Genomic DNA, 18,262 nt, shown 5'->3' with positions numbered 1-18,262 from the left:
GCCCGCGCCGCCGTCGCCGGGGTTCACCAGGGTGGGGGGGTTCGCGGCCCCCCCCCGCGCGGCCCCCCCCCCCCCCGGCCGGGGGGGGGCGGGGTGGGGGGCCCCCGGGGGGGGGGGGGGGGGGGCCCGGCCCCGCCCCCCCCGCGCGGTCAGTGCTGCTTCTGCTGGCAGGGCACGCAGAAGCGGGCGTGCGGCAGCACCTCCAGGCGTTCCCGGGGGATCGGCGCGGCGCACTTCTCGCAGATGCCGTAGCGGCCCTCGGCGATGCGCCGCAGCGCCCCGCTGATCTGGTCCAGGCTCTGCCGGGTCGCGGCGATCAGCGCGCTCTGCGTGTGCGCCTCGCCCGGGTCGCCGGTGTCCGCCGTCAGTTGCGTGAGCCGGACGGTCTGCGCCTCGAAGTCAGTCGTCAGTGTCGCCCGCAGCTCATCGATCCACTGCTGGTCCGGCTGGGTGTGCGTGGTCATGGCGTAGCTCCTCGGAAAAAGAAAAAGGGCCGAAGCTTGAGAAGCTCCGCCCTGGTGGCCGTTCGCGTAAGTTGCAGGCGGTCCACGGAGGGCTACGTCCGGCGGGGACGGGGCTCGGCAGTCCGGAGGCGACCGAGCCGAGGCGCGACGGCGCGACGGCGGATCGCACCACCCGGGTCGCGACGGTCACGGACAGGGCGCACCGACGGGCAGCAGCGGGCGCCGCCGTCACCACGACGGCGGTGCTCTCCTGCTGACCGTACGAACACATGGGGCCACCATAGGCCGGCCGGATCGGAAAACCAACGCGCTTCCGCCCGCGCGGGGGCCAGCCTCACCCGGCCGGGCCGTGTTCCGCGGACCGGTGGCACGAGCGGTCAGGTCGCCGGCATGTCCCGTATCCGCCGCAGGGGGGAGCACACCACGAAGAGCGCGGCGCTCCACGTGCCCAGGACGCAGATCCACAGCGCCGGCCGCAGCCCGAGCTGGCTGGCGAGCGTGCCGCCGGTGAGCGCGCCGAGCGGGATCACGCCGAAGCAGACCCACAGGAACGCCGCGTTCACCCGGCCCAGCAGTGCGGGCGGCGTGATCCGCTGGCGGTACGTCAGGGTGGCGACGTTGTAGAGCACCGCGTTGGCGGAGAACGTGGCCAGGAGCAGCCCGAAGTTCCGGCTGCGCAGCAGCGAGGACCGTACCGGCGTGCCGACCTCGACCGGCCGCGCCGCCTGCCGCGTCACGCCCCGTCCCCGGCCCGCGCCGACGACCGCCGGCGGGATGGCGGCGACGCCCCGACGCCCGACGAGCGCAGGGCACGCCGCGGGGAGGTGCGACGGTGATCCATCGGGCCAGCCTGCCGGCCGCATGGGGACCGGCACCACCGGTTATCCGACCCGGGCGGTACGGTCTGCGGGCCGCCTTCCGTGGCGGCGGACGGGAGGCCCGGCGTGTCCATCGCCCTGTTCACCCTCGGCGGCACCATCGCGATGGGTGGGGTGGACCCCGGCCGGGCCGGGGTGGTCAACCGGCTGACCGGCGCGGACCTCACCGCCGCGGTGCCCGGCCTGGACGAGCTGGACCTGCCGCTGGACGTCCGCGACACCCACGCGGTGCCGAGCGCGCACCTGACGTACCGCCAACTGCTCGACGTGGTCGACGCCGCCTCGCGGGCGGTGGCCGCCGGCGCGACCGGCGTGGTGGTCACCCAGGGGACGGACACGCTGGAGGAGTCGGCGTTCCTGGCCGACCTCGTGTGGCCGCACGCCGCGCCGCTGGTCTTCACCGGCGCGATGCGCAACCCGACCCTGGCCGGCCCGGACGGCCCGGCGAACCTGCTGGCCGCGGCCCGGGTCGCGGGCGACCCCGCCGCCCGCGACCTTGGCGTGCTGGTCGCGTTCGCCGACGAGATCCACGCCGCCCGCTGGGTGCGCAAGACGCACAGCACCAGCACCGGCACGTTCGCCTCGCCGAACGCCGGCCCGGTCGGACACGTGATCGAGGGGCGGGTACGCGTGCTGGCCCGGCCGCCCCGGCGGGAGCCGCTGCCACCGCTCGACCCGGCGCGGCTCGACGCCACCCGGGTCGCGTTGCACACCGTGACGCTCGACGACGACGGTTGGCCGCTCGACCGGGTCGCCGACACCCACCACGGGCTCGTCGTCGCCGCGTTCGGCGTCGGGCACGTTCCGGCCGTGCTGGCCCCGGTGCTCGGCGCGCTGGCCGAGCGGATCCCGGTGGTGCTCACCTCCCGCACCGGCGCCGGCTCGGTGCTGCGGCACACCTACGGCGCGGTCGGCTCGGAGACCGACCTGCGACGCCGGGGCCTGCTCGACGGGGGGCTGCTCGACCCGTACAAGGCGAAGGTGCTGCTGCGGCTGCTGCTCGCGGCCGGCGCGGGTCGCGAGGAGATCGCCGCCGCCCTGACCCGGCACGGCTGACCGCTCTCTAGACTGCGCCGGTGAGCGGAGGAGAGCGACGACCGCTGGCGGACCGGCCGCTGACCGAGCCGCACCCGTCCCGGCTGTCGCCCGAGCACCCGGGCCGGGAGCGGATCCTGGCCGCGCACGCCGCCGCCCTGACCGCCGGCGAGGCCGGCTACCTCGACCCGGCCACCGGCCTCTTCGTGCTCAGCGCGGGCTTCCTGGCGCGGCGCGGCACCTGCTGCGGCCGCGGCTGCCGGCACTGCCCGTACGTCGACGACTGACCGCGACCGGGTCCGGGGCTACCGCGCGGGCGGGGCAGGCCGTACGGTGTCCGGCGGACACGTCGGGGTGGACAGCGGAGGAGTGATCGTGCGGGGGCGGATCGTGGGCGCCGGGGTGGCCGTACTGCTGGCGACGGGCTGCGGCGCGGAGGCCGACGAGCCGGTGGCGGTGCCGCCGCCCGCGCCGATCACGATCGACGTGGCCGCCGCGTCGTCGGGCGGTGCGTGCCGACTGCTCGACTTCGGCGTGATCGAGCAGCACGCGGGGTTCCGCTTCGACGTCGCCGCCGCCAGCGCGACGGGCGACAGTCACACCTGCGTGGTCCGCGCCGAGCAGGCCACCCTGCCGGAGTTGGCGCTGACCGTCACCGAGACGTCGATCGACGCGGCCACCTTCACCGCCGACGTGGTGCCGGCGAAGGCGACCAAGGTCACCGGGCTGGGGCAGAAGGCATACCGGCGGACCACTTCCGCCAAGGGCGCCCTCGGCCCGGTCGCGGAGGTGGGCTGGCTGGCCGCCGAGGGCCGCCTCGCCACCCTCCGCTACACCGCCCCGCCCGGCACGGCGAAGTCCGACGCGGACAGGCTCACGGACGCGCTCATCGCCCTCGCGAAGCAACTGGACCCCCGCGCCCTCTGACGCGACCCGCCCAACCCCGCGCCCCGCCCCGAAGTCTGCCAACGATCTTGCATTTTCGGCCCCAAATCTGCCCTTTATGCCGGGTATTCCCGGGCGCAAAGTGCAAGATCGCGGACCGGGCGGAACCAGCCCGCGCCGGCCCGCGCCGAGGGCCGGTGCGGGAGAGGGAGAGGGAGCGGGCCGGGGTCAGTGGGCGGCGACGAAGACGCGGGAGGCGACCTCGCGGGGGAGCCGGATGCGGTCGCCCGAGCGGTCGATCGACACCCCGTCGCGCTCCTGCGCCACCATCACCGTCGCGCCGGGGTCGACGCCGGCGGCGTGCAACTGCCGGAGCACGTCCGCGTCGGTCTGCACGCTCTCGCAGATGCGCCGGACGACCACCGGCCCGGAGAGGCCGGGGAAGGCCAGGTTGCGCTCACTCTCGATCGCGTCGGCGGTCTCCGGCTCCGGAATGCCCAGCTCGTCCAGCCCGGGGATCGGGTTGCCGTAGGGCGAGCGGGTCGGCCGGTTGAGCAGGTCGTAGACCCGCTTCTCGACGGCGTCGCTCATCACGTGCTCCCACCGGCAGGCCTCCTCGTGGGCCTCCTCGTAGGGCATCCCGATCACGTTGACCAGCAGCAACTCGGCGAGCCGGTGCTTGCGCATCACGGACACGGCGGTGCTGCGGCCGTGCGGGGTGAGTGCCAGGTGCCGGTCGCCCTCCACCGTGAGCAGGCCGTCGCGCTCCATCCGGGCGACGGTCTGACTGACGGTGGGCCCGCTCTGCCCCAGCCGCTCGGCGATCCGGGCGCGCAGGGGCGGCACCCCCTCCTCCTCCAGCTCGAGGATGGTCTTGAGGTACATCTCGGTCGTGTCCACCAGGTCGTGGGACTTCACAGCGTCACGACCCCCTCACCATGGTGGTGGTTACCGAAACCCTCGGTCGTGTCGACCAGATCATGCTTCACGTCAGCGGCCCTCCGGTCCACGATGCTACCTCGGCGCAACGCCATCGCCCCCTTGCCGAACCGCGAGGTCCGTGCCCGGATGGTGTTGACTGGACGCCATGCCCGGAACCGAGGATCTGCTGGTCGAGCCCGACCGGCTCGCGGTCGAGCTCGACCGCGCCGACCCGCCCACGCTGCTCGACGTCCGTTGGCGGCTCGCCGGTCCGCCCGGCCGCGACGACTACGCCGCCGGTCACCTGCCCGGCGCGGTCTTCCTCGACCTCGACACCGCGCTCTGCGGCCCGCCCGGCGACGCCGGCCGCCATCCGCTGCCCGACCCCGCCGCGCTCCAGGCCGCGCTGCGGGCCGCCGGCGTCCGCGCCGGTCATCCCGTGGTGGTGTACGACGGCGGCGACGGCATGGCCGCCGCCCGCGCCTGGTGGACCCTGCGCTGGGCGGGCCACCGGCCGGTACGGCTGCTGCACGGCGGCTTCCCGGCGTGGCTGGCCGCCGGGCTGCCCACCAGCACGGCGGAGCCGGCCCCGGCGCCGGGCGACGTCCAGGTGCGCCCCGGCGCACTGCCGGTGCTCGACGCGGGGGAGGCCGCCCGGCTGGCCGCGGCCGGCGAGGGCGTCCTGCTGGACGTGCGCGCCGCGCCCCGCTACCGGGGCGAGACCGAGCCGATCGACCCGGTCGCCGGGCACGTCCCCGGCGCGGTGAACCTGCCCGCCGGTGAGTACGTCGTCGAGGGCCGGTTCCCGGCGGCCGACGCGCTGCGGGAGCGGTTCGCCGCCGTCGGGGTGGCCGACGGCGTGCCGGTCGGGGCGTACTGCGGGTCGGGGGTGACCGCCGCGCAGGCCGTGCTCGCCCTGCACGTGGCGGGTCGGCCGGACGCGGCGCTCTACGTCGGGTCGTGGAGCAACTGGGTCGCCGACCCGTCCCGCCCGGTGGCCACCGGCGCCACACCGGCCGGCTGAGCGGCACGTAGGCCGGTGCGGCACCGGGCGGCTGGGCGTCGCTGGTGCGCCGGGGCGGCACCGGCGGGCGAGCCGGCTGGCGCGCCGGGGCGACACCGGGCGCGCCTGAGCAGCGCGTGCGCGGGGGAGCCGCCGGTGCTCGTGCGACGATGAGCCCATGTCCGACGACACGGTGGTGGTGTGGGACGAGTCGCTGCTCGCCTACGACATGGGGGATCACCCCCTCGACCCGGTGCGGGTGGAGCTGACCGTCGCGCTGGCCCGCGAGCTGGGCGTCCTGGAGCGTCCCGGGGTGCGGCTGCTCAAGCCGGAGCCGGCCGACGACGCGCTGCTGACCCGGGTGCACGACCCGCGCTACCTCGCCGCGGTGCGGGCCGCCCCGCGCGACCCGCTCTTCGCCGGCTTCGGGCTGGGCACCTCGGACAACCCGGTCTTCGACGGGATGCACGAGTCGAGTGCGCTGATCGCGGGGGCCACCGTGGCCGCCGCCGAGGCGGTCTGGCGGGGCGAGGCCCGACGGGCGGTCAACGTGGCGGGCGGGCTGCACCACGCGATGCCGGCCCGCGCCGCCGGGTTCTGCGTCTACAACGACCCGGCGGTGGCGATCGCCCGGCTGCTCGACCTGGGCGCGGAGCGGATCGCGTACGTGGACGTGGACGTGCACCACGGCGACGGGGTGCAGCAGGTCTTCTGGAACGACCCGCGGGTGCTGACGGTCAGCGTGCACGAGACGCCGCTGGCGCTCTTCCCCGGCACCGGCTTCCCCGACGAGACCGGCGGCCCGCGGGCGCAGGGCAGCGCCGTCAACCTGCCGCTGCCGCCCGGCGTGGACGACGCCGGCTGGCAGCGCGCCTTCCACGCGGTGGTGCCGTCGGTGCTGCGCGCGTTCCGGCCGCAGGTGCTGGTGACGCAGTGCGGCGCGGACGGGCACCGGCTCGACCCGCTCGCCGACCTCAACCTCTCCGTCGACGGGCAGCGCGCCACCTATCTGGCCCTGCGGGCGCTCGCCGACGAGCTGTGCGAGGGCCGCTGGGTGGCCACCGGCGGCGGCGGGTACGCGCTGGTCGAGGTGGTGCCCCGGGCCTGGACGCACCTGCTCGCGGTGGCCACGGGCGAGCCGATCGCGCCGGCCACGCTGACCCCGCCGGCCTGGCGCGAGCTGGCCGCCGCGCGCCGGCCGGGCCGGGAGATCCCGCTGCGGATGACCGACGACGTCGACCCGTCGTACGAGCCGTGGCAACCGACCGGCGAGCCGACCGCGGTGGACCGGGCGATCGCGGCGGCCCGCAAAACCGCCTTCCCGCTGTTCGGGCTCGACCCGCACGATCCGCGCGACTGAGCCGGGACCGGGGAGGCCGCGCGGTGACCACTGTGGAACAACCGGTGGACGTGTTGCTCAGCGACGGCAGCACCGTCCAGTTGCGACCGATCCACCCGTCGGACGGGCCGGGCATCGTGGCGATGCACTCCCGGTTCTCCGAGCGCACCCGCTACCTGCGCTACTTCTCGCCGTACCCGCGCATCCCCGAGCGGGACCTGCACCGCTTCGTCAACGTCGACCACCGCGACCGGGAGGCCTTCGTGGTGCTGGTCGGCGACCGGATCGTCGCCGTCGGCCGCTACGAGCGGCTCGGCCCGGCGGCGCCCGACGCGGAGGTGGCGTTCGTGGTCGAGGACGCCTACCAGGGCCGGGGCATCGGCTCGGTGCTGCTGGAGCACCTGGCCGACGCGGCGGCCCGCAGCGGCATCGCGACCTTCGTGGCCGAGGTGCTCCCGGCCAACGGCGCCATGCTGCGCGTCTTCTCCGACTTCGGCTACCAGGTCCAGCGCCAGTTCGCCGACGGCGTGGTGCACCTGACCTTCCCGATCGCGCCCACCGACGCCACCCTGGAGGTGCAGCGCGGCCGCGAGCACCGCACCGAGGCCCGCTCCATCGCCCGGCTGCTCGCCCCGCGCGGCGTCGCCGTCTACGGGGCCAGCGCCACCGGGCAGGGCGTCGGCGCGGCGGTGCTCGGGCACCTGCGCGACGGCGGCTACACCGGGTCGGTGGTGCCGGTGCACCCGAGCGCCGCGACGGTCGCCGGGCTGCCCGCGTACCCGTCGGCGGCCGTCGCGGGCGTGCCGGTCGACCTGGCGGTGGTGGCGGTGCCGCCGGAGGCGGCGCGGGAGGTGGTCGAGGACGCGGCCGCCGCGGGCGCGCACGGCCTGGTGGTCATCTCCGCGGGCTTCGCCGAGGCCGGTCCGGACGGCGCGGCCGCGCAGCGCGCGCTGGTCCGCGCGGCGCACGCGGCGGGCATGCGCGTGGTCGGCCCGAACTGCCTGGGGGTGGCCAACACCGACCCGACCGTACGCCTCAACGCGACCCTGGCCCCGCGGCTGCCGGTGCCCGGCCGGGTGGGCATCTTCAGCCAGTCCGGCGCGTTCGGGGTGGCGCTGCTGGCCGAGGCGGACCGGCGCGGGCTGGGTCTGTCCAGCTTCGTCTCGGCCGGCAACCGGGCCGACGTCTCGGGCAACGACCTGCTCCAGTACTGGCAGGACGACCCCGGCACCGACGTGATCATGTTGTACCTGGAGACGTTCGGCAACCCGCGCAAGTTCGCCCGGCTGGCCCGCCGGATCGGCCGGGACAAGCCGGTCGTGGCGCTCGCCTCGCCGGCCCGCCCGCCCGGGGTGGGCGACTCCGCCGGGCCGGACGAGGTGGCCGTCGGCGCCCTGTTCGCCCACTCCGGGGTGATCCGGGTGGACACGGTCGCCGAGTTGCTCGACGTGGGAGTGCTGCTGGCCCACCAGCCGCTGCCCGCCGGGCCGCGGGTCGGCGTGGTCGGCAACTCCTCGGCGCTCACCGGGCTCGCGGCCACCGCCTGCGCCGCGCAGGGGCTCACGGTGGCGCGCGGCTACCCGCGCGACGTCGGGCCGCGCGCCGGCGCGGCCGAGTTCGCCGCCGCGCTCGCCGACACCGCCGCCGACGAATGCGTGGACGCGCTGGTGGTGGTCTTCGCCCCGCCGCTGCCCGGCCAGCTCACCGACACCGAGGCGGACTTCACCGCCGCCCTGCCGGCCGCGCTCGCCGCCGGCAAGCCGACCGTGGCGACGTTCCTGGTCGGGCGGGCGCCGGCCGGGGTGCCCGCGTACCCGAGCGTGGAGGAGGCCGTCCGCGCCCTCGCCCGGGTCGCCACGTACGCCGACTGGCTGCGCCGGCCGGCCGGCGTGCTGCCGGAGCTGCCGCGGGTCGACCGGGAGGCGGCGCACGCGGCCCTGCGTCCCGAGGCCCTCGACGCGACGGGGCTGCTGGCCGCGTACGGGATCGACGTGGTCGAGTCGGTGCCGGCGCGCTCCGCCGGGGAGGCCGCCGACGCGGCGACCCGGCTGGGGTTCCCGGTGGCACTGAAGGCCGCCGCCCCCGGTCTGCGGCACCGGCTCGACCTCGGCGCGGTCCGGCTGGACCTGCCCGACGCGGCCACGGTGCACCGCGCGTACGCGGAGATGGCGGCGGCCTTCGGGGCGGACGTGCTGGTGCAGCCCATGGTCCCGCCCGGCGTGGCCTGCGTGGTCGAGCTGGTGGAGGACCCGGCGTTCGGCCCGGTGGTCGGCTTCGGGCTCGGCGGCGTCGCCACCGAACTGCTCGGCGACCGGGCCTGGCGGGCCGTGCCGCTGACTGACCTGGACGCGGCCGAGCTGGTCGACGAGCCCCGGGCGGCGCCGCTGCTGCGCGGGCACCGGGGCGCGGCGCCGGTGGACCGGGCGGCCCTGGCCGACCTGCTGCTGCGGGTCGGCCGGCTCGCCGACGAGCAGCCCCGCGTCCGCGCGCTCACCCTCAACCCGGTGCTCGCCCGCCCGGACGGCATCTCCGTGCTGCACGCCACCGTCCGGGTGGGCTCCGCCGTCGCCCGTCCGGACACCGGCCCCCGCCGGTTGTAGGGCGTCAGGCCCGGCCGGAGATCTGCTGCACGCCCCAGGCGTTGCCGTCCGGGTCGGTGAAGAAGACGAAACCGACATTGTCCAGCGGGTCCGGCACCGGACGCGGGTTCTCGCCCACCACCTGGATCTCGCTCACCGCCACCCCGCGCTCGACCAGCTCGGCCCGGGCCCGGCGCAGGTCCGGCACGACCAGTTGGAGGCCCTTGAGCGAGCCGGGCGGCATGTCCGGCAGCACCCCCTTGCCGATCACGATCGAGCAGCCCGAGCCGGGCGGGGTGAGCTGCACGATCCGCGCGTCCTCGCTGATCACCGTGTCGTGGTCCACGGCGAAGCCGAGCTGGTCGGCATAGAACGTCTTGGCCCGGTCCACGTCGGAGACCGGTACGACCACCACTTCCAGGGTCCAGTTCACACCTGTGGATAGCTTGTCCGGCGACCCGCGTCAAGGATCCTGGCCCGGACGCACGCGGGGCCCCGGCGAACCGCCGGGGCCCCACGTGGCTCGGGAGGGTCAGCAGGCGTACGCCTCCAAGCGCTGCGCCCGCTCCGGGGCGCGCAGCTTCAGCAGGGTCACCTTCTCGATCTGCCGGATCCGCTCCCGGGACAGGCCGAACTCCCGCCCGACCTCGTCGAGGGTGCGCTGCCGGCCGTCGTCGAGGCCGAACCGGAGCCGGATCACCGCCTGCTCCCGCTGCGACAGGGTGGCCAGCACGATGCTGACCTCGTTGCGCAGCTCGCCCTGCGCGGCGGCGTCGCCCGGCTCGGCGCTCGGGTCCACCGCGGCGACGAAGTCGCCGAGCGCGCTCTCGCCGTCCTCGCCGACGGCCTGGTCCAGGCTCACCGGCTCCCGGTCGTACGAGATCAGCTCGATCACCTGGAACTCCGGGATGTCCATGGCCCGGGCCACCTCGGCGACGGTGGGCTCGCGGCCCAGCGAGACGGAGAGCTCGCGGCGGGCCCGGACCATGCGGTTGACCTGCTCGACCATGTGCACCGGGATGCGGATGGTGCGGGCCTGGTCGGCCATCGCGCGGGTGATCGCCTGCCGGATCCACCAGGTGGCGTAGGTGGAGAACTTGTAGCCCTTGGCGTAGTCGAACTTCTCGACCGCGCGGATCAGGCCGAGGTTGCCCTCCTGGATGAGGTCGAGGAAGGCCATCCCGCGACCGGTGTAGCGCTTGGCGATGCTGACCACGAGCCGCAGGTTCGCCTCCAGCAGGTGGTCCTTCGCCGCCCGGCCCTGCGCCGCGATCAGCTCCAGGTCGGCCCGCAGCTCCGCCGAGACCGGGGTGCAGGTCGCCAGCTTCTCCTCGGCGAACAGCCCGGCCTCGATCCGCTTCGCCAGGTCGACCTCCTGCGCGGCGGTCAGCAGCTTCGTCCGCCCGATCCCGTTCAGGTATGCCCGGACCAGGTCCGTGGAGACGCCGCGCTCGTCGGTGGCGTCCAGGTCGGTCAGGGTGTCGGTGGCGTGGTCGGCCTCGGTGGTGCCGGCCGGGCGCATCCGGTGCTCCATCATCTGCAGGGCCATCTCTGTTCTCCCCGTGTCCACGTCTGTGCCGTCGTTCCGGCCCAGTGGTGCCGGTGTGACACACAGCTTGGCGGGCGGGGCGTGAAACGGGAGTGAGGCGATCGGGGACCCGACACGAATCCGGTCCGCGGGCCGCTCAGCGTGGGCGTGTCGTCGCCGAGCGTTCCTTGCCGGATGCCGTTACCGTGCCAGCGGTCGGCCAGCGGGGCCGGCGCCGACGGCGACGTCGGCGCACCGGAACAGGTTTTGGAGGGTGTCGTGGTCTTCAAGCGGCTCATGCAGGCGATGGGCGTGGGTGGCCCGTCGGTGGAAACCGTGCTGGCGAACCCGAACTGCCGCCCCGGCGGGCAGTTGGAGGGCGTCGTGCACGTGGCCGGCGGCGACCATCCCGTCGACATCTTCTACGTGGCGCTGGGCCTGGTCACCCGCGTCGAGGTCGAGAGCGGCGACAACGACTACGAGACCACGCAGGAGTTCCACCGCCAGGCGGCGACCGGCGCCTTCCGGTTGGAGCCGGGCCAGCGCCACGACATTCCGTTCCGCTTCGCCGTGCCGTGGGAGACGCCGCTCACCGAGCTGTACGGGCAGCACCTGCACGGGATGACGATGGGGCTGCGTACGGAGCTGGAGGTGGCCCGCTCGGTCGACAAGGGCGACCTGGACGCGGTGGCGGTCCATCCGCTGCCGTCCCAGCAGAGGATCCTGGAGGCGTTCCTGCGGCTCGGCTTCCGGTTCGCCCGGGCGGACGTGGAGCGCGGCCACATCTACGGTGTGCGGCAGAGCCTGCCGTTCTACCAGGAGATCGAGTTCTACCCCGCCCCGCAGTACGCGGGCGCGATCAACCAGCTCGAACTCACCCTCGTCACCGACCCGCAGCAGGTCCAGGTGGTGCTGGAGCTGGACAAGCGCGGCGGCCTCTTCACCGAGGGGCGGGACGCGTTCGGCCGCTTCACCGTGGACCACGCCACCGCCGAGCGCACCGACTGGACGGCCCAGCTCGACGGCTGGATCCGCCAGTCGCTCCAGCGCCGCGGCCTCTTCTCCTGACCCGGCGGCCCGCCCGCCGGCGCGCCCGCCCGACAACGCCCGGCCACGTCGCCGCTGACGCGGGTGACCGTGCGGGCGTCCCCGGGCGGCCGCCGGGGTCGGGCGGGCCGCCGTCGCCGGCGGCTGGATCGCGGCGAGGCCCGGCTCCGGTGGCGCCGGTCAGAGTTCGAGCAGCACCGTACGTGGACCGACGTTGACGCTCTCCACCAGCATGTGGGCGCGGAAGCGCCCGGTCTGCACCTCGGCGCCCCGCGCGCGCAGCGCCTCCACCACCGCCGTCACCAGGGGTTCCGCCACCTCGGCCGGGGCCGCCGCGGTCCAACTGGGACGGCGGCCCTTGCGGGCGTCGCCGTAGAGGGTGAACTGGCTGACCACCAGGATCGGCGCGCCGGTGTCGGCGGCGGAGCGCTCCTCGTCGAGGATGCGCAGCTCGTGCACCTTGCGGGCCATCGTGCCGGCGGTCTCGGCGGTGTCGGTGTGGGTCACCCCGAGCAGCACGAGCAGCCCGTCGTCGATCGCGCCGACCACCTCGCCGTCGACCGTCACGGCGGCCCGCCCGACGGTCTGCACCACGGCCCGCATCAGCCGGTCACCGGTTCGATGAAGCCGCGCTCGACGAGGTGCGCCACGATCGGGCCGGCGGCCTCGGCCAACTCCTCGGCGGCGACGTCGTGCGCGGCGGCGAGCAGCGCGAGCTGGTCGCGCAGCGGCAGCCGCCCGTCGGCCCCGCCGACCAGGGCCAGCACCAGGGGATCGATCTCCTCGGTCCAGCGCAGCCCGTGCGGCATGGCGAGCACCTGTCGGTCCACCGCCCAGCCCTCGTCGCCCATCGTGGCCTCCTGCCGGAGCTGGAGGCCGTCGGCGGCCCGGTAGCGCGCGGCGAGCAGGCCGTCGGTGTCGCGGGCGCGGAGCCAGTCCTGGCGGTCGAACCAGGCGCCGATCCGGTCGCCGAGCGGGGTCTGCACCCGCTGGCGCAACTCCTCCACCCGGACCACCGGGTCGTCGTGGCCGGAGCGGCGCAGCGAGACGATGCCGAAACCGATCGACTCCACCTTGTGCGCGTCGAACCAGTCCAGCCAGTCGGCCATCCGGCGCGGGTCGGCGGCCTCGCCGACGTCGGTGAGCCACAGGTTGACGTACGCCATCGGGTCGGCCACCTCCCGCTGGATGACCCAGGCGTCCAACCCGGTGCCGGCGAACCAGCCGGTCACCCGCTCGGCCCAGTCCTCGCCCGCGACGTGCACCCAGTTGGCCAGGTACTGCATGGTGCCGCCCTCGGTGAGCAGGCCGGGCGCGGCGGCGGCCAGCTCCGCGCCGATCGCGTCGCCGACCCGGCCGGAGTCGCGGTAGACGTGCGTGGTGGTGCCCGGCCCGACCACGAACGGCGGGTTGCTCACCACCAGGTCGAAGCGGCGCCCGGCGACGGGGGCGACCATGTCGCCGCGGAGCAGTTCCCAGTCCTGGCCGTTGAGCGCGGCGGTGGTGGCGGCGAAGCGCAGCGCCCGCTCGGAGACGTCGGTGGCGGTGACCCGCCGGGCGTGGGTGGCCAGGTGCAGCGCCTGCACGCCGGAGCCGGTCCCCAGGTCCAGTGCGGTCTCCACGGGCCGGCGGACGGTCGCGCCGATCAGCGTCTGGGTCGCCCCGCCGATGCCGAGCACGTGCTCGGCGTGCAGTGGGCGGCCCGGCCGGGCGCTCGCCGGCACGTCGGCGAGCACCCACCAGTCGTCCCCGTACGGCTCCAGGTCCAGCCCCATCCGCAGCCCGTCGCCGTGCCGCTCGACCAGGCCCCCGGCGAGCGCCTCCGCCAGCGACAGCGGCGCCAGCGCGGCGGCCACGGCGGCCTCCGGCTCGGTCTGCTCGCAGATGAACACCCGGATCAGCGTGCCGAGCGGGTCGCGGTCCTCGGTGGCGCGCAGCGCGGCCCGGAAGTCGTTGCGGGCCACCCCGCCGGTGGCCTGCGGGCCGAGCCGGGCGGCGATCCCGTTCGAGGTGTACCCGGCCCGGGTCAGCGCGGTCCGCAGCGCCTCGACCCCGGCGGGGGAGAGCAACATGTCGTGTCCGTCCACGTCGCCATCCTGCCTGCCGCCGCGCGCCGGGGTTCGACCACCCGGGAGATCGGCGGGCCGCCGTCCCCGGCGTCCGGTCACCCGGGCGGCCACGTCCTCCCCCGTGGCGTGACCGATGCCGCCCCGGCCGGCCGGTCGGTCGCCGTCAACCGACCCCCACCGGGCACGTGGACCGCCCGCCCGGATGCCCCGGTCCGCCGTCGGCCCCCGGTCCGCCGCTCGGACCGCCGGGAGATCCGTCGCCCGGGCGGCCCGGCGATCCGCTGCCTGGACGGTCGGGGGATCCGGCGTCCGGACGGTCGGGGGATCCGGCGCCGGGCGCCACCGTCGCCAGCGCGCGCCGGTCGGCGGCCCGCGCCACCAGCCAGGTGTACGCCAGCAGCACGAGCACGTCGACCAGCACCAGCTGCCATGGCGCGTCGGCCATCGTCTCGTCCACGGTCAGCCCGCCGAACGCCGCGGCCAGCCCGAACGCGCTCACGTTGTTGACCACGTGCAACGCGACGGCGGCCTCCAGGCCGCCGGTGCGCACCGCGAGCCACCCGCAGAGCAGGCCCATCACGACGAGGTCGGCGAAGCCCCAGGCGGTGCCCCAGCCGTGTGCCGCGGCGAAGAGCACCGCCTGCACGACCATCCCCGGCCAGGGCGAGCGCAGCCAGGTCCCGAAGGCCTGGAGCAGCCAACCGCGGAACAGGTACTCCTCGGCGGCGGCCTGGAACGGGACCAGCGCGACGATCATCAGCAGGCCGGCGGCGAAGGCGGGCCAGCCGACCCAGGCGTCGAGCGGGCCGACGAGGGTCATCTCGTCCCCGGTGGCCAGCAGGATCAGCTGGGTGCCGACCAGCATGACCGTGATCGCCGGGGCCGCCGTCAGCAGGCAGGTGCCCAGCCAGCGCCACCGCACCCGGCCGAGCACGGAGGAGAGGCCGCCGGCCGGCCGGCGTTCCACCCAGCGGGTGACGGCCATCGTCAGCGGCAGGGCCACCGCCACCGACAGCACCAGCAGGGCGGTGTCCACGACGGGACCGAAGACGGGCAGCCCGTCGGCGTCCGTCGGCGTATCGGTGATCCCGGCCAGGACGGCGGCGACGCCGAAGAGTGCGCAGCCGACGAGCAGCGCCCCGCCGAGCAGGGCGAGGACGCCGACGACCGGCCGCCACCACCGCTGCCGGCCGGTCCGGGCCAGTCGGTGGTACGGGGCACCCGGTGGAGTAGTACTGATCATGGGGCAAGCCTGCCGCCGCCGACGGGCCGACGGGTCGACGTGCGGACCGAAATCGCACCCACCCTGGGGTATAGGCCACCTCGTGCCAGCGGGCGACGTGTCCGGTTGGCGGGCCTACGTAGGGTTGCTCTCATCATGACTTTCCTGCGGACCTGGCTGCTGCCGTCGGCGCTGGTCGGCGCCCAGCTCCTGCTCTGGCCCGGCCTGCCGCTGCTGCGGGGCGACGCACCGGACGTGACCGCGCTCTCGACGGGGCTGGTCGCCGCCGTGATCACCCTCCTGGCGCTGGGCTGGCGGCAGCGCCGGCCGCTCCGGGCGCTGGGCGTGGTCCTGGCCGCGCAGACCCTCGGCCGGCTGGTCGCCTCTCCCGACGACCTGCTGGTGCTCAGCCTCGCCGAGCTGGTCGCCGTCTGGTCCGTGGCCGTCCGGGCGCCCGGCCGGGCCGTGCGGGTGGCGTTGGCCGCCAGCGCCCTGTGGGTGGCGTCGGTCAACTTGCCCCGCTTCGACACCGCCGCGGCCTACCTGGGGGAGGTCGTCGTCGCCGTGCTCAGCTACCTGCTGGCCGCGGGGCTCGGGCGCAGCCGCCGGCACTGGGTGACCGGCCGGGCGGCGGTGGCCGGCCGGCTCGTCGCCGTCGAGGCGGAGGCCCGTCAGGCGGCGGAGACCGAACGCCATCGGCTCGCCCGGGAGCTGCACGACGTCAGCGCCCACCACCTCACCTCCATCGTGGTGACGGTGGGAGCGGCCGAGCGCCTCGCGGCCCGGCGTCCGGAGCTGGCCGCGGAGGCGGTGGGGTTCGCGGCGCGTACGGGGCGGGAGACCCTGGTCGCGCTGCGCCGCCTGGTCGCGGTGATGAGCGACGACACCGAGGCGCACCGGCCGCTGCGGCGGCGGCTCGACGACCTGGTCGCCGGCTTCCATCGGCTCGGCCAGCCGGTGCGCCTGGACCGGGCCGGTCCGGAACCGCCGGCCGCTCTGGCCGAGGTCGTCCACGCCGTCGTCCGGGAGTCCCTGACCAACGTGGTGCGGCACGCCGCCGGAGCCCACGCCTCGGTCCGGGTCGCGGTGGACGCCGGGACCGTCACCGTCACGGTCGCCGACACCGGCGTGCCGGGGCCGACGGCCCCCTTCACACTCGGCGCCGGGCGGGGGATCAGCGGCCTGCGGGAGCGCGTCGCCGCCCTGGGCGGCACCCTGCGAGCCGGCCCGGACGGCGACGGCTGGCGGGTCGAGGCGCGGCTGCCGGTCGGGGCGGACACCGGCAGCCTGCCGTCGCCGGTCCGGTCGGAGAACGGCCGGTCCCTGGTGACCGCCGCGCTGGTCGGCAACGCGCTCGTGCTTCCGGTGGCCATGGCCCTCGTCTCGGTGGAGGCCGACGCCGAACTGGCGGGGCTGCGCGACCCCGTCGTCCTGCTCCAGCTCCTGCTGCTTTCCGTGGCGCACGCCGCGCCGCTCGCGTGGCGGTGCCGCCGACCGTGGGTCGCCTTGGCGGGCGTCGCCGGGACCGCGCTGCTCTGGCCGGTCACCGCACTGCTGGTCGGGCTGCCCCCGGGCGCGGAGTTCGTGCTGCTGACCGCCGGCTTCGTCGATGTGGCCGCCGTCTGGGCCGTGGCCGCGTACGCCAGACGGGCCGGCCCCACGTGGCTGGCCGCGCCGGTGGCGGCCACGGTGCTCGCCGTGGGCCTGGTCGGTACGGCGGCGGCGGATGGTTCGATCGCGGGGGAGCCCGTGCACGTTCCCGTCACCGTCTTCATGACCGTCTTCGTCGCCGGGCTGCTGCTGGCGCCGATGCTGCTCACCTGGGGCGGTGGAGCGCTGGTCCGGAGCCGGCGGCGGCGGGTGCTCAGCCGGGAGGACGACGCGCTCGCCGCGGCGGCCGCCCGGGCCGTGGCGGCCGCGCGGGCCGAGCGGGAGCGGGTCGGCGCCGGACTGCGTTCGGCGGTGCTGGACCGGGCGGGTCGCCTGGTGGTCGTCGCCGACCAGGGCCGGCTCGCCGAGATCCTGGTCGAGGCACGGGCCACGCTGGCCGCGATGCGCGGCCTGCTGGACGATCTGCGTGCCGACGAGCGGCCGACGCGGCACGGTCCGCAACCGACCCTCGCCGACGTGGGCGGGCTCTGCGCGACGCGGCAGGCGGGCGGGCGCGACGTCGTGCTGGACGCGCCGGCGACCGTGCCGGCCCTGCCGACCGACGTGGACGTCTCGGCGTACCGGCTGGTGGAGGCCGCGTTGGACGCGGGCGCCGGGCCGGCCCGGGTGGTGCTGCGGCTGGCGGGCGGTGAGCTGCGGGTGTCGGTCACGGGCCTGCCCACCGCGGCGGACCCGCTGGTCGTCGCCGGACTGCGGGCTCGGGTCGACGCGCTCGGCGGCCGGCTCGCGCTGCGCCGCGGCGAGCTGCGGGCGCGGCTGCCGCTGCCGCCGGTCCCCGTGGCGCCCGCCGTCCGGCCCGGGCAGCGGCGGGAACGGGTGCCGGAGGGGGCGCGATGATCAGGGTGCTGGTGGTGGACGACCAGCCGGTCGTCCGGGCCGGGTTCGCGGCGATCGTCGACGCCGAACCGGACCTGACGGTGGTCGGGGAGGCCGCCGACGGCGCCGACGCGCTCGACCAGGCCGGCCGGAGCCGACCGGACGTGGTGTTGATGGACATCCGGATGCCGGGGATGGACGGCCTCACCGCCACCGCCCGGCTGACCGCCGACCCGGCCGGCCCCCGCGTGCTGGTGCTGACCACCTTCGACCTGGACGCCCACGTGTTCGAGGCGCTGCGGGTGGGCGCCTCGGGCTTTCTGCTCAAGGACGCCGAGCCGGCCGATCTGCTGCACGCGATCCGGGTGGTGGCCGCCGGCGACGGGCTGCTCGCCCCCACCGTCACCCGCCGGCTGATCGACGCCTTCGCCACCGGGGCGCTCGCCCCGCCGGCGGAGCCGGTCGAGCTGGCCGCGCTCACCGCACGCGAGCGCGAGGTCTTCGTCCGGCTGGCGACCGGGCTGACGAACGCGGAGATCGGCGCGCAGTTGGGCGTCGCGACCGGCACGGTAAAGGCGCACGTCAACGCCCTGCTCGGCAAGCTGGGCGCGCGGGACCGGGTGCAGGCGACGATCCTCGCCTACGACCTCGGGCTCGTCCGGCCCGGCAGCCGGCGGTCACCCGCATAGGGTCGCCAGCCCGGCACGCCGGGCGCCCACGCCGCCAAGGTCACGCCGCGCCCTGCCCGGCGAGGGTGGCCGGCGACGGTCCACCGGCGGCGCGGGACGTTACGCATCATCACCCG

The 18,262-nt window shown here is 76.1% G+C and carries 17 protein-coding genes; 9 read left to right on the top strand and 8 right to left on the bottom strand.

Going from position 1 to position 18,262, the window contains the following annotated elements; genetic code table 11:
* Window positions 1-149 precede the first annotated feature (149 nt).
* Together ACGF7U_RS09450 and ACGF7U_RS09445 are read right to left on the bottom strand one after the other, a co-directional pair.
* Window positions 150-464 (bottom strand): TraR/DksA family transcriptional regulator, encoded by a 315-nt coding sequence (locus ACGF7U_RS09450; RefSeq protein ID WP_393104719.1) that lies wholly within the window; start codon window positions 462-464, stop codon window positions 150-152.
* A 377-nt stretch (window positions 465-841) separates the two neighbouring features.
* Entirely contained in the window at window positions 842-1,201 is a 360-nt protein-coding gene (locus tag ACGF7U_RS09445; RefSeq protein ID WP_393104717.1) for a hypothetical protein, read from the bottom strand.
* Between the two features lie 207 nt (window positions 1,202-1,408).
* On the opposite strand from ACGF7U_RS09445, the gene ACGF7U_RS09440 reads away from it, so the two are divergent.
* From ACGF7U_RS09440 to ACGF7U_RS09430, 3 genes are all read left to right on the top strand, one after another.
* Window positions 1,409-2,398, top strand: a complete 990-nt coding sequence (locus ACGF7U_RS09440) for an asparaginase (protein WP_393104715.1) — start codon at window positions 1,409-1,411, stop codon at window positions 2,396-2,398.
* A gap of 20 nt (window positions 2,399-2,418) precedes the next feature.
* Entirely contained in the window at window positions 2,419-2,664 is a 246-nt protein-coding gene (locus ACGF7U_RS09435; RefSeq protein WP_393104713.1) for a DUF5522 domain-containing protein, read from the top strand.
* An 88-nt stretch (window positions 2,665-2,752) separates the two neighbouring features.
* Window positions 2,753-3,304, top strand: coding sequence for a hypothetical protein (locus tag ACGF7U_RS09430; RefSeq protein ID WP_393104711.1), 552 nt, complete (start codon window positions 2,753-2,755; stop codon window positions 3,302-3,304).
* A 186-nt stretch (window positions 3,305-3,490) separates the two neighbouring features.
* Here ACGF7U_RS09430 and ACGF7U_RS09425 read toward each other — a convergent pair whose 3' ends face one another.
* Window positions 3,491-4,180, bottom strand: a complete 690-nt coding sequence (locus tag ACGF7U_RS09425; protein ID WP_393104709.1) for a metal-dependent transcriptional regulator — start codon at window positions 4,178-4,180, stop codon at window positions 3,491-3,493.
* Between the two features lie 169 nt (window positions 4,181-4,349).
* On the opposite strand from ACGF7U_RS09425, the gene ACGF7U_RS09420 reads away from it, so the two are divergent.
* From ACGF7U_RS09420 to ACGF7U_RS09410, 3 genes are all read left to right on the top strand, one after another.
* Window positions 4,350-5,207, top strand: a complete 858-nt coding sequence (locus tag ACGF7U_RS09420; RefSeq protein ID WP_393104707.1) for a sulfurtransferase — start codon at window positions 4,350-4,352, stop codon at window positions 5,205-5,207.
* 157 nt (window positions 5,208-5,364) lie between these two features.
* Window positions 5,365-6,546, top strand: coding sequence for an acetoin utilization protein AcuC (locus ACGF7U_RS09415; RefSeq protein ID WP_393104705.1), 1,182 nt, complete (start codon window positions 5,365-5,367; stop codon window positions 6,544-6,546).
* A gap of 23 nt (window positions 6,547-6,569) precedes the next feature.
* Window positions 6,570-9,125 carry a GNAT family N-acetyltransferase gene (locus ACGF7U_RS09410; RefSeq protein WP_393104703.1) on the top strand — a complete coding sequence of 852 codons (2,556 nt, stop codon included), beginning with the start codon at window positions 6,570-6,572 and terminating at the stop codon, window positions 9,123-9,125.
* 4 nt (window positions 9,126-9,129) lie between these two features.
* On the opposite strand, the gene ACGF7U_RS09405 is transcribed toward ACGF7U_RS09410, so the two are convergent.
* Window positions 9,130-9,537, bottom strand: a complete 408-nt coding sequence (locus ACGF7U_RS09405; RefSeq protein ID WP_393104701.1) for a VOC family protein — start codon at window positions 9,535-9,537, stop codon at window positions 9,130-9,132.
* Between the two features lie 99 nt (window positions 9,538-9,636).
* The gene (gene sigB / locus ACGF7U_RS09400; protein WP_393104699.1) at window positions 9,637-10,653 is read right to left on the bottom strand and encodes an RNA polymerase sigma factor SigB; all 1,017 of its coding nucleotides are present in this window, start codon (window positions 10,651-10,653) and stop codon (window positions 9,637-9,639) included.
* A 258-nt stretch (window positions 10,654-10,911) separates the two neighbouring features.
* On the opposite strand from sigB, the gene ACGF7U_RS09395 reads away from it, so the two are divergent.
* On the top strand, window positions 10,912-11,700 hold the full coding sequence (locus ACGF7U_RS09395; protein ID WP_393104697.1) for a sporulation protein: 789 nt from the start codon (window positions 10,912-10,914) through the stop codon (window positions 11,698-11,700).
* 159 nt (window positions 11,701-11,859) lie between these two features.
* Here the strand turns inward: ACGF7U_RS09395 and dtd are convergent, their stop codons facing one another.
* From dtd to ACGF7U_RS09380, 3 genes are all read right to left on the bottom strand, one after another.
* Window positions 11,860-12,282, bottom strand: a complete 423-nt coding sequence (dtd, locus tag ACGF7U_RS09390) for a D-aminoacyl-tRNA deacylase (protein WP_393104695.1) — start codon at window positions 12,280-12,282, stop codon at window positions 11,860-11,862.
* Window positions 12,282-13,766, bottom strand: coding sequence for a methyltransferase (locus ACGF7U_RS09385; RefSeq protein WP_393104693.1), 1,485 nt, complete (start codon window positions 13,764-13,766; stop codon window positions 12,282-12,284). The genes dtd and ACGF7U_RS09385 overlap by 1 nt, the downstream gene beginning before the upstream one ends.
* A gap of 145 nt (window positions 13,767-13,911) precedes the next feature.
* Entirely contained in the window at window positions 13,912-14,991 is a 1,080-nt protein-coding gene (locus tag ACGF7U_RS09380) for a CPBP family intramembrane glutamic endopeptidase (RefSeq protein ID WP_393104691.1), read from the bottom strand.
* 135 nt (window positions 14,992-15,126) lie between these two features.
* Between ACGF7U_RS09380 and ACGF7U_RS09375 the strand changes: the two genes are divergently transcribed.
* A complete protein-coding gene (locus ACGF7U_RS09375) occupies window positions 15,127-17,478 on the top strand; it encodes a histidine kinase (RefSeq protein WP_393104689.1) in 2,352 nt (783 codons plus the stop codon).
* Window positions 17,475-18,146, top strand: coding sequence for a response regulator (locus tag ACGF7U_RS09370; RefSeq protein ID WP_393104687.1), 672 nt, complete (start codon window positions 17,475-17,477; stop codon window positions 18,144-18,146). Before ACGF7U_RS09375 ends, ACGF7U_RS09370 begins: the two co-directional genes overlap by 4 nt.
* The last annotated feature ends 116 nt before the right edge of the window (window positions 18,147-18,262 follow it).

The organism is Micromonospora sp. NPDC047670 (genome assembly GCF_043204915.1).
GTDB lineage: Bacteria > Actinomycetota > Actinomycetes > Mycobacteriales > Micromonosporaceae > Micromonospora.
Note: the sequence above shows the minus strand (reverse complement) of the source record. Positions and strands in the feature narration are given on the sequence as shown.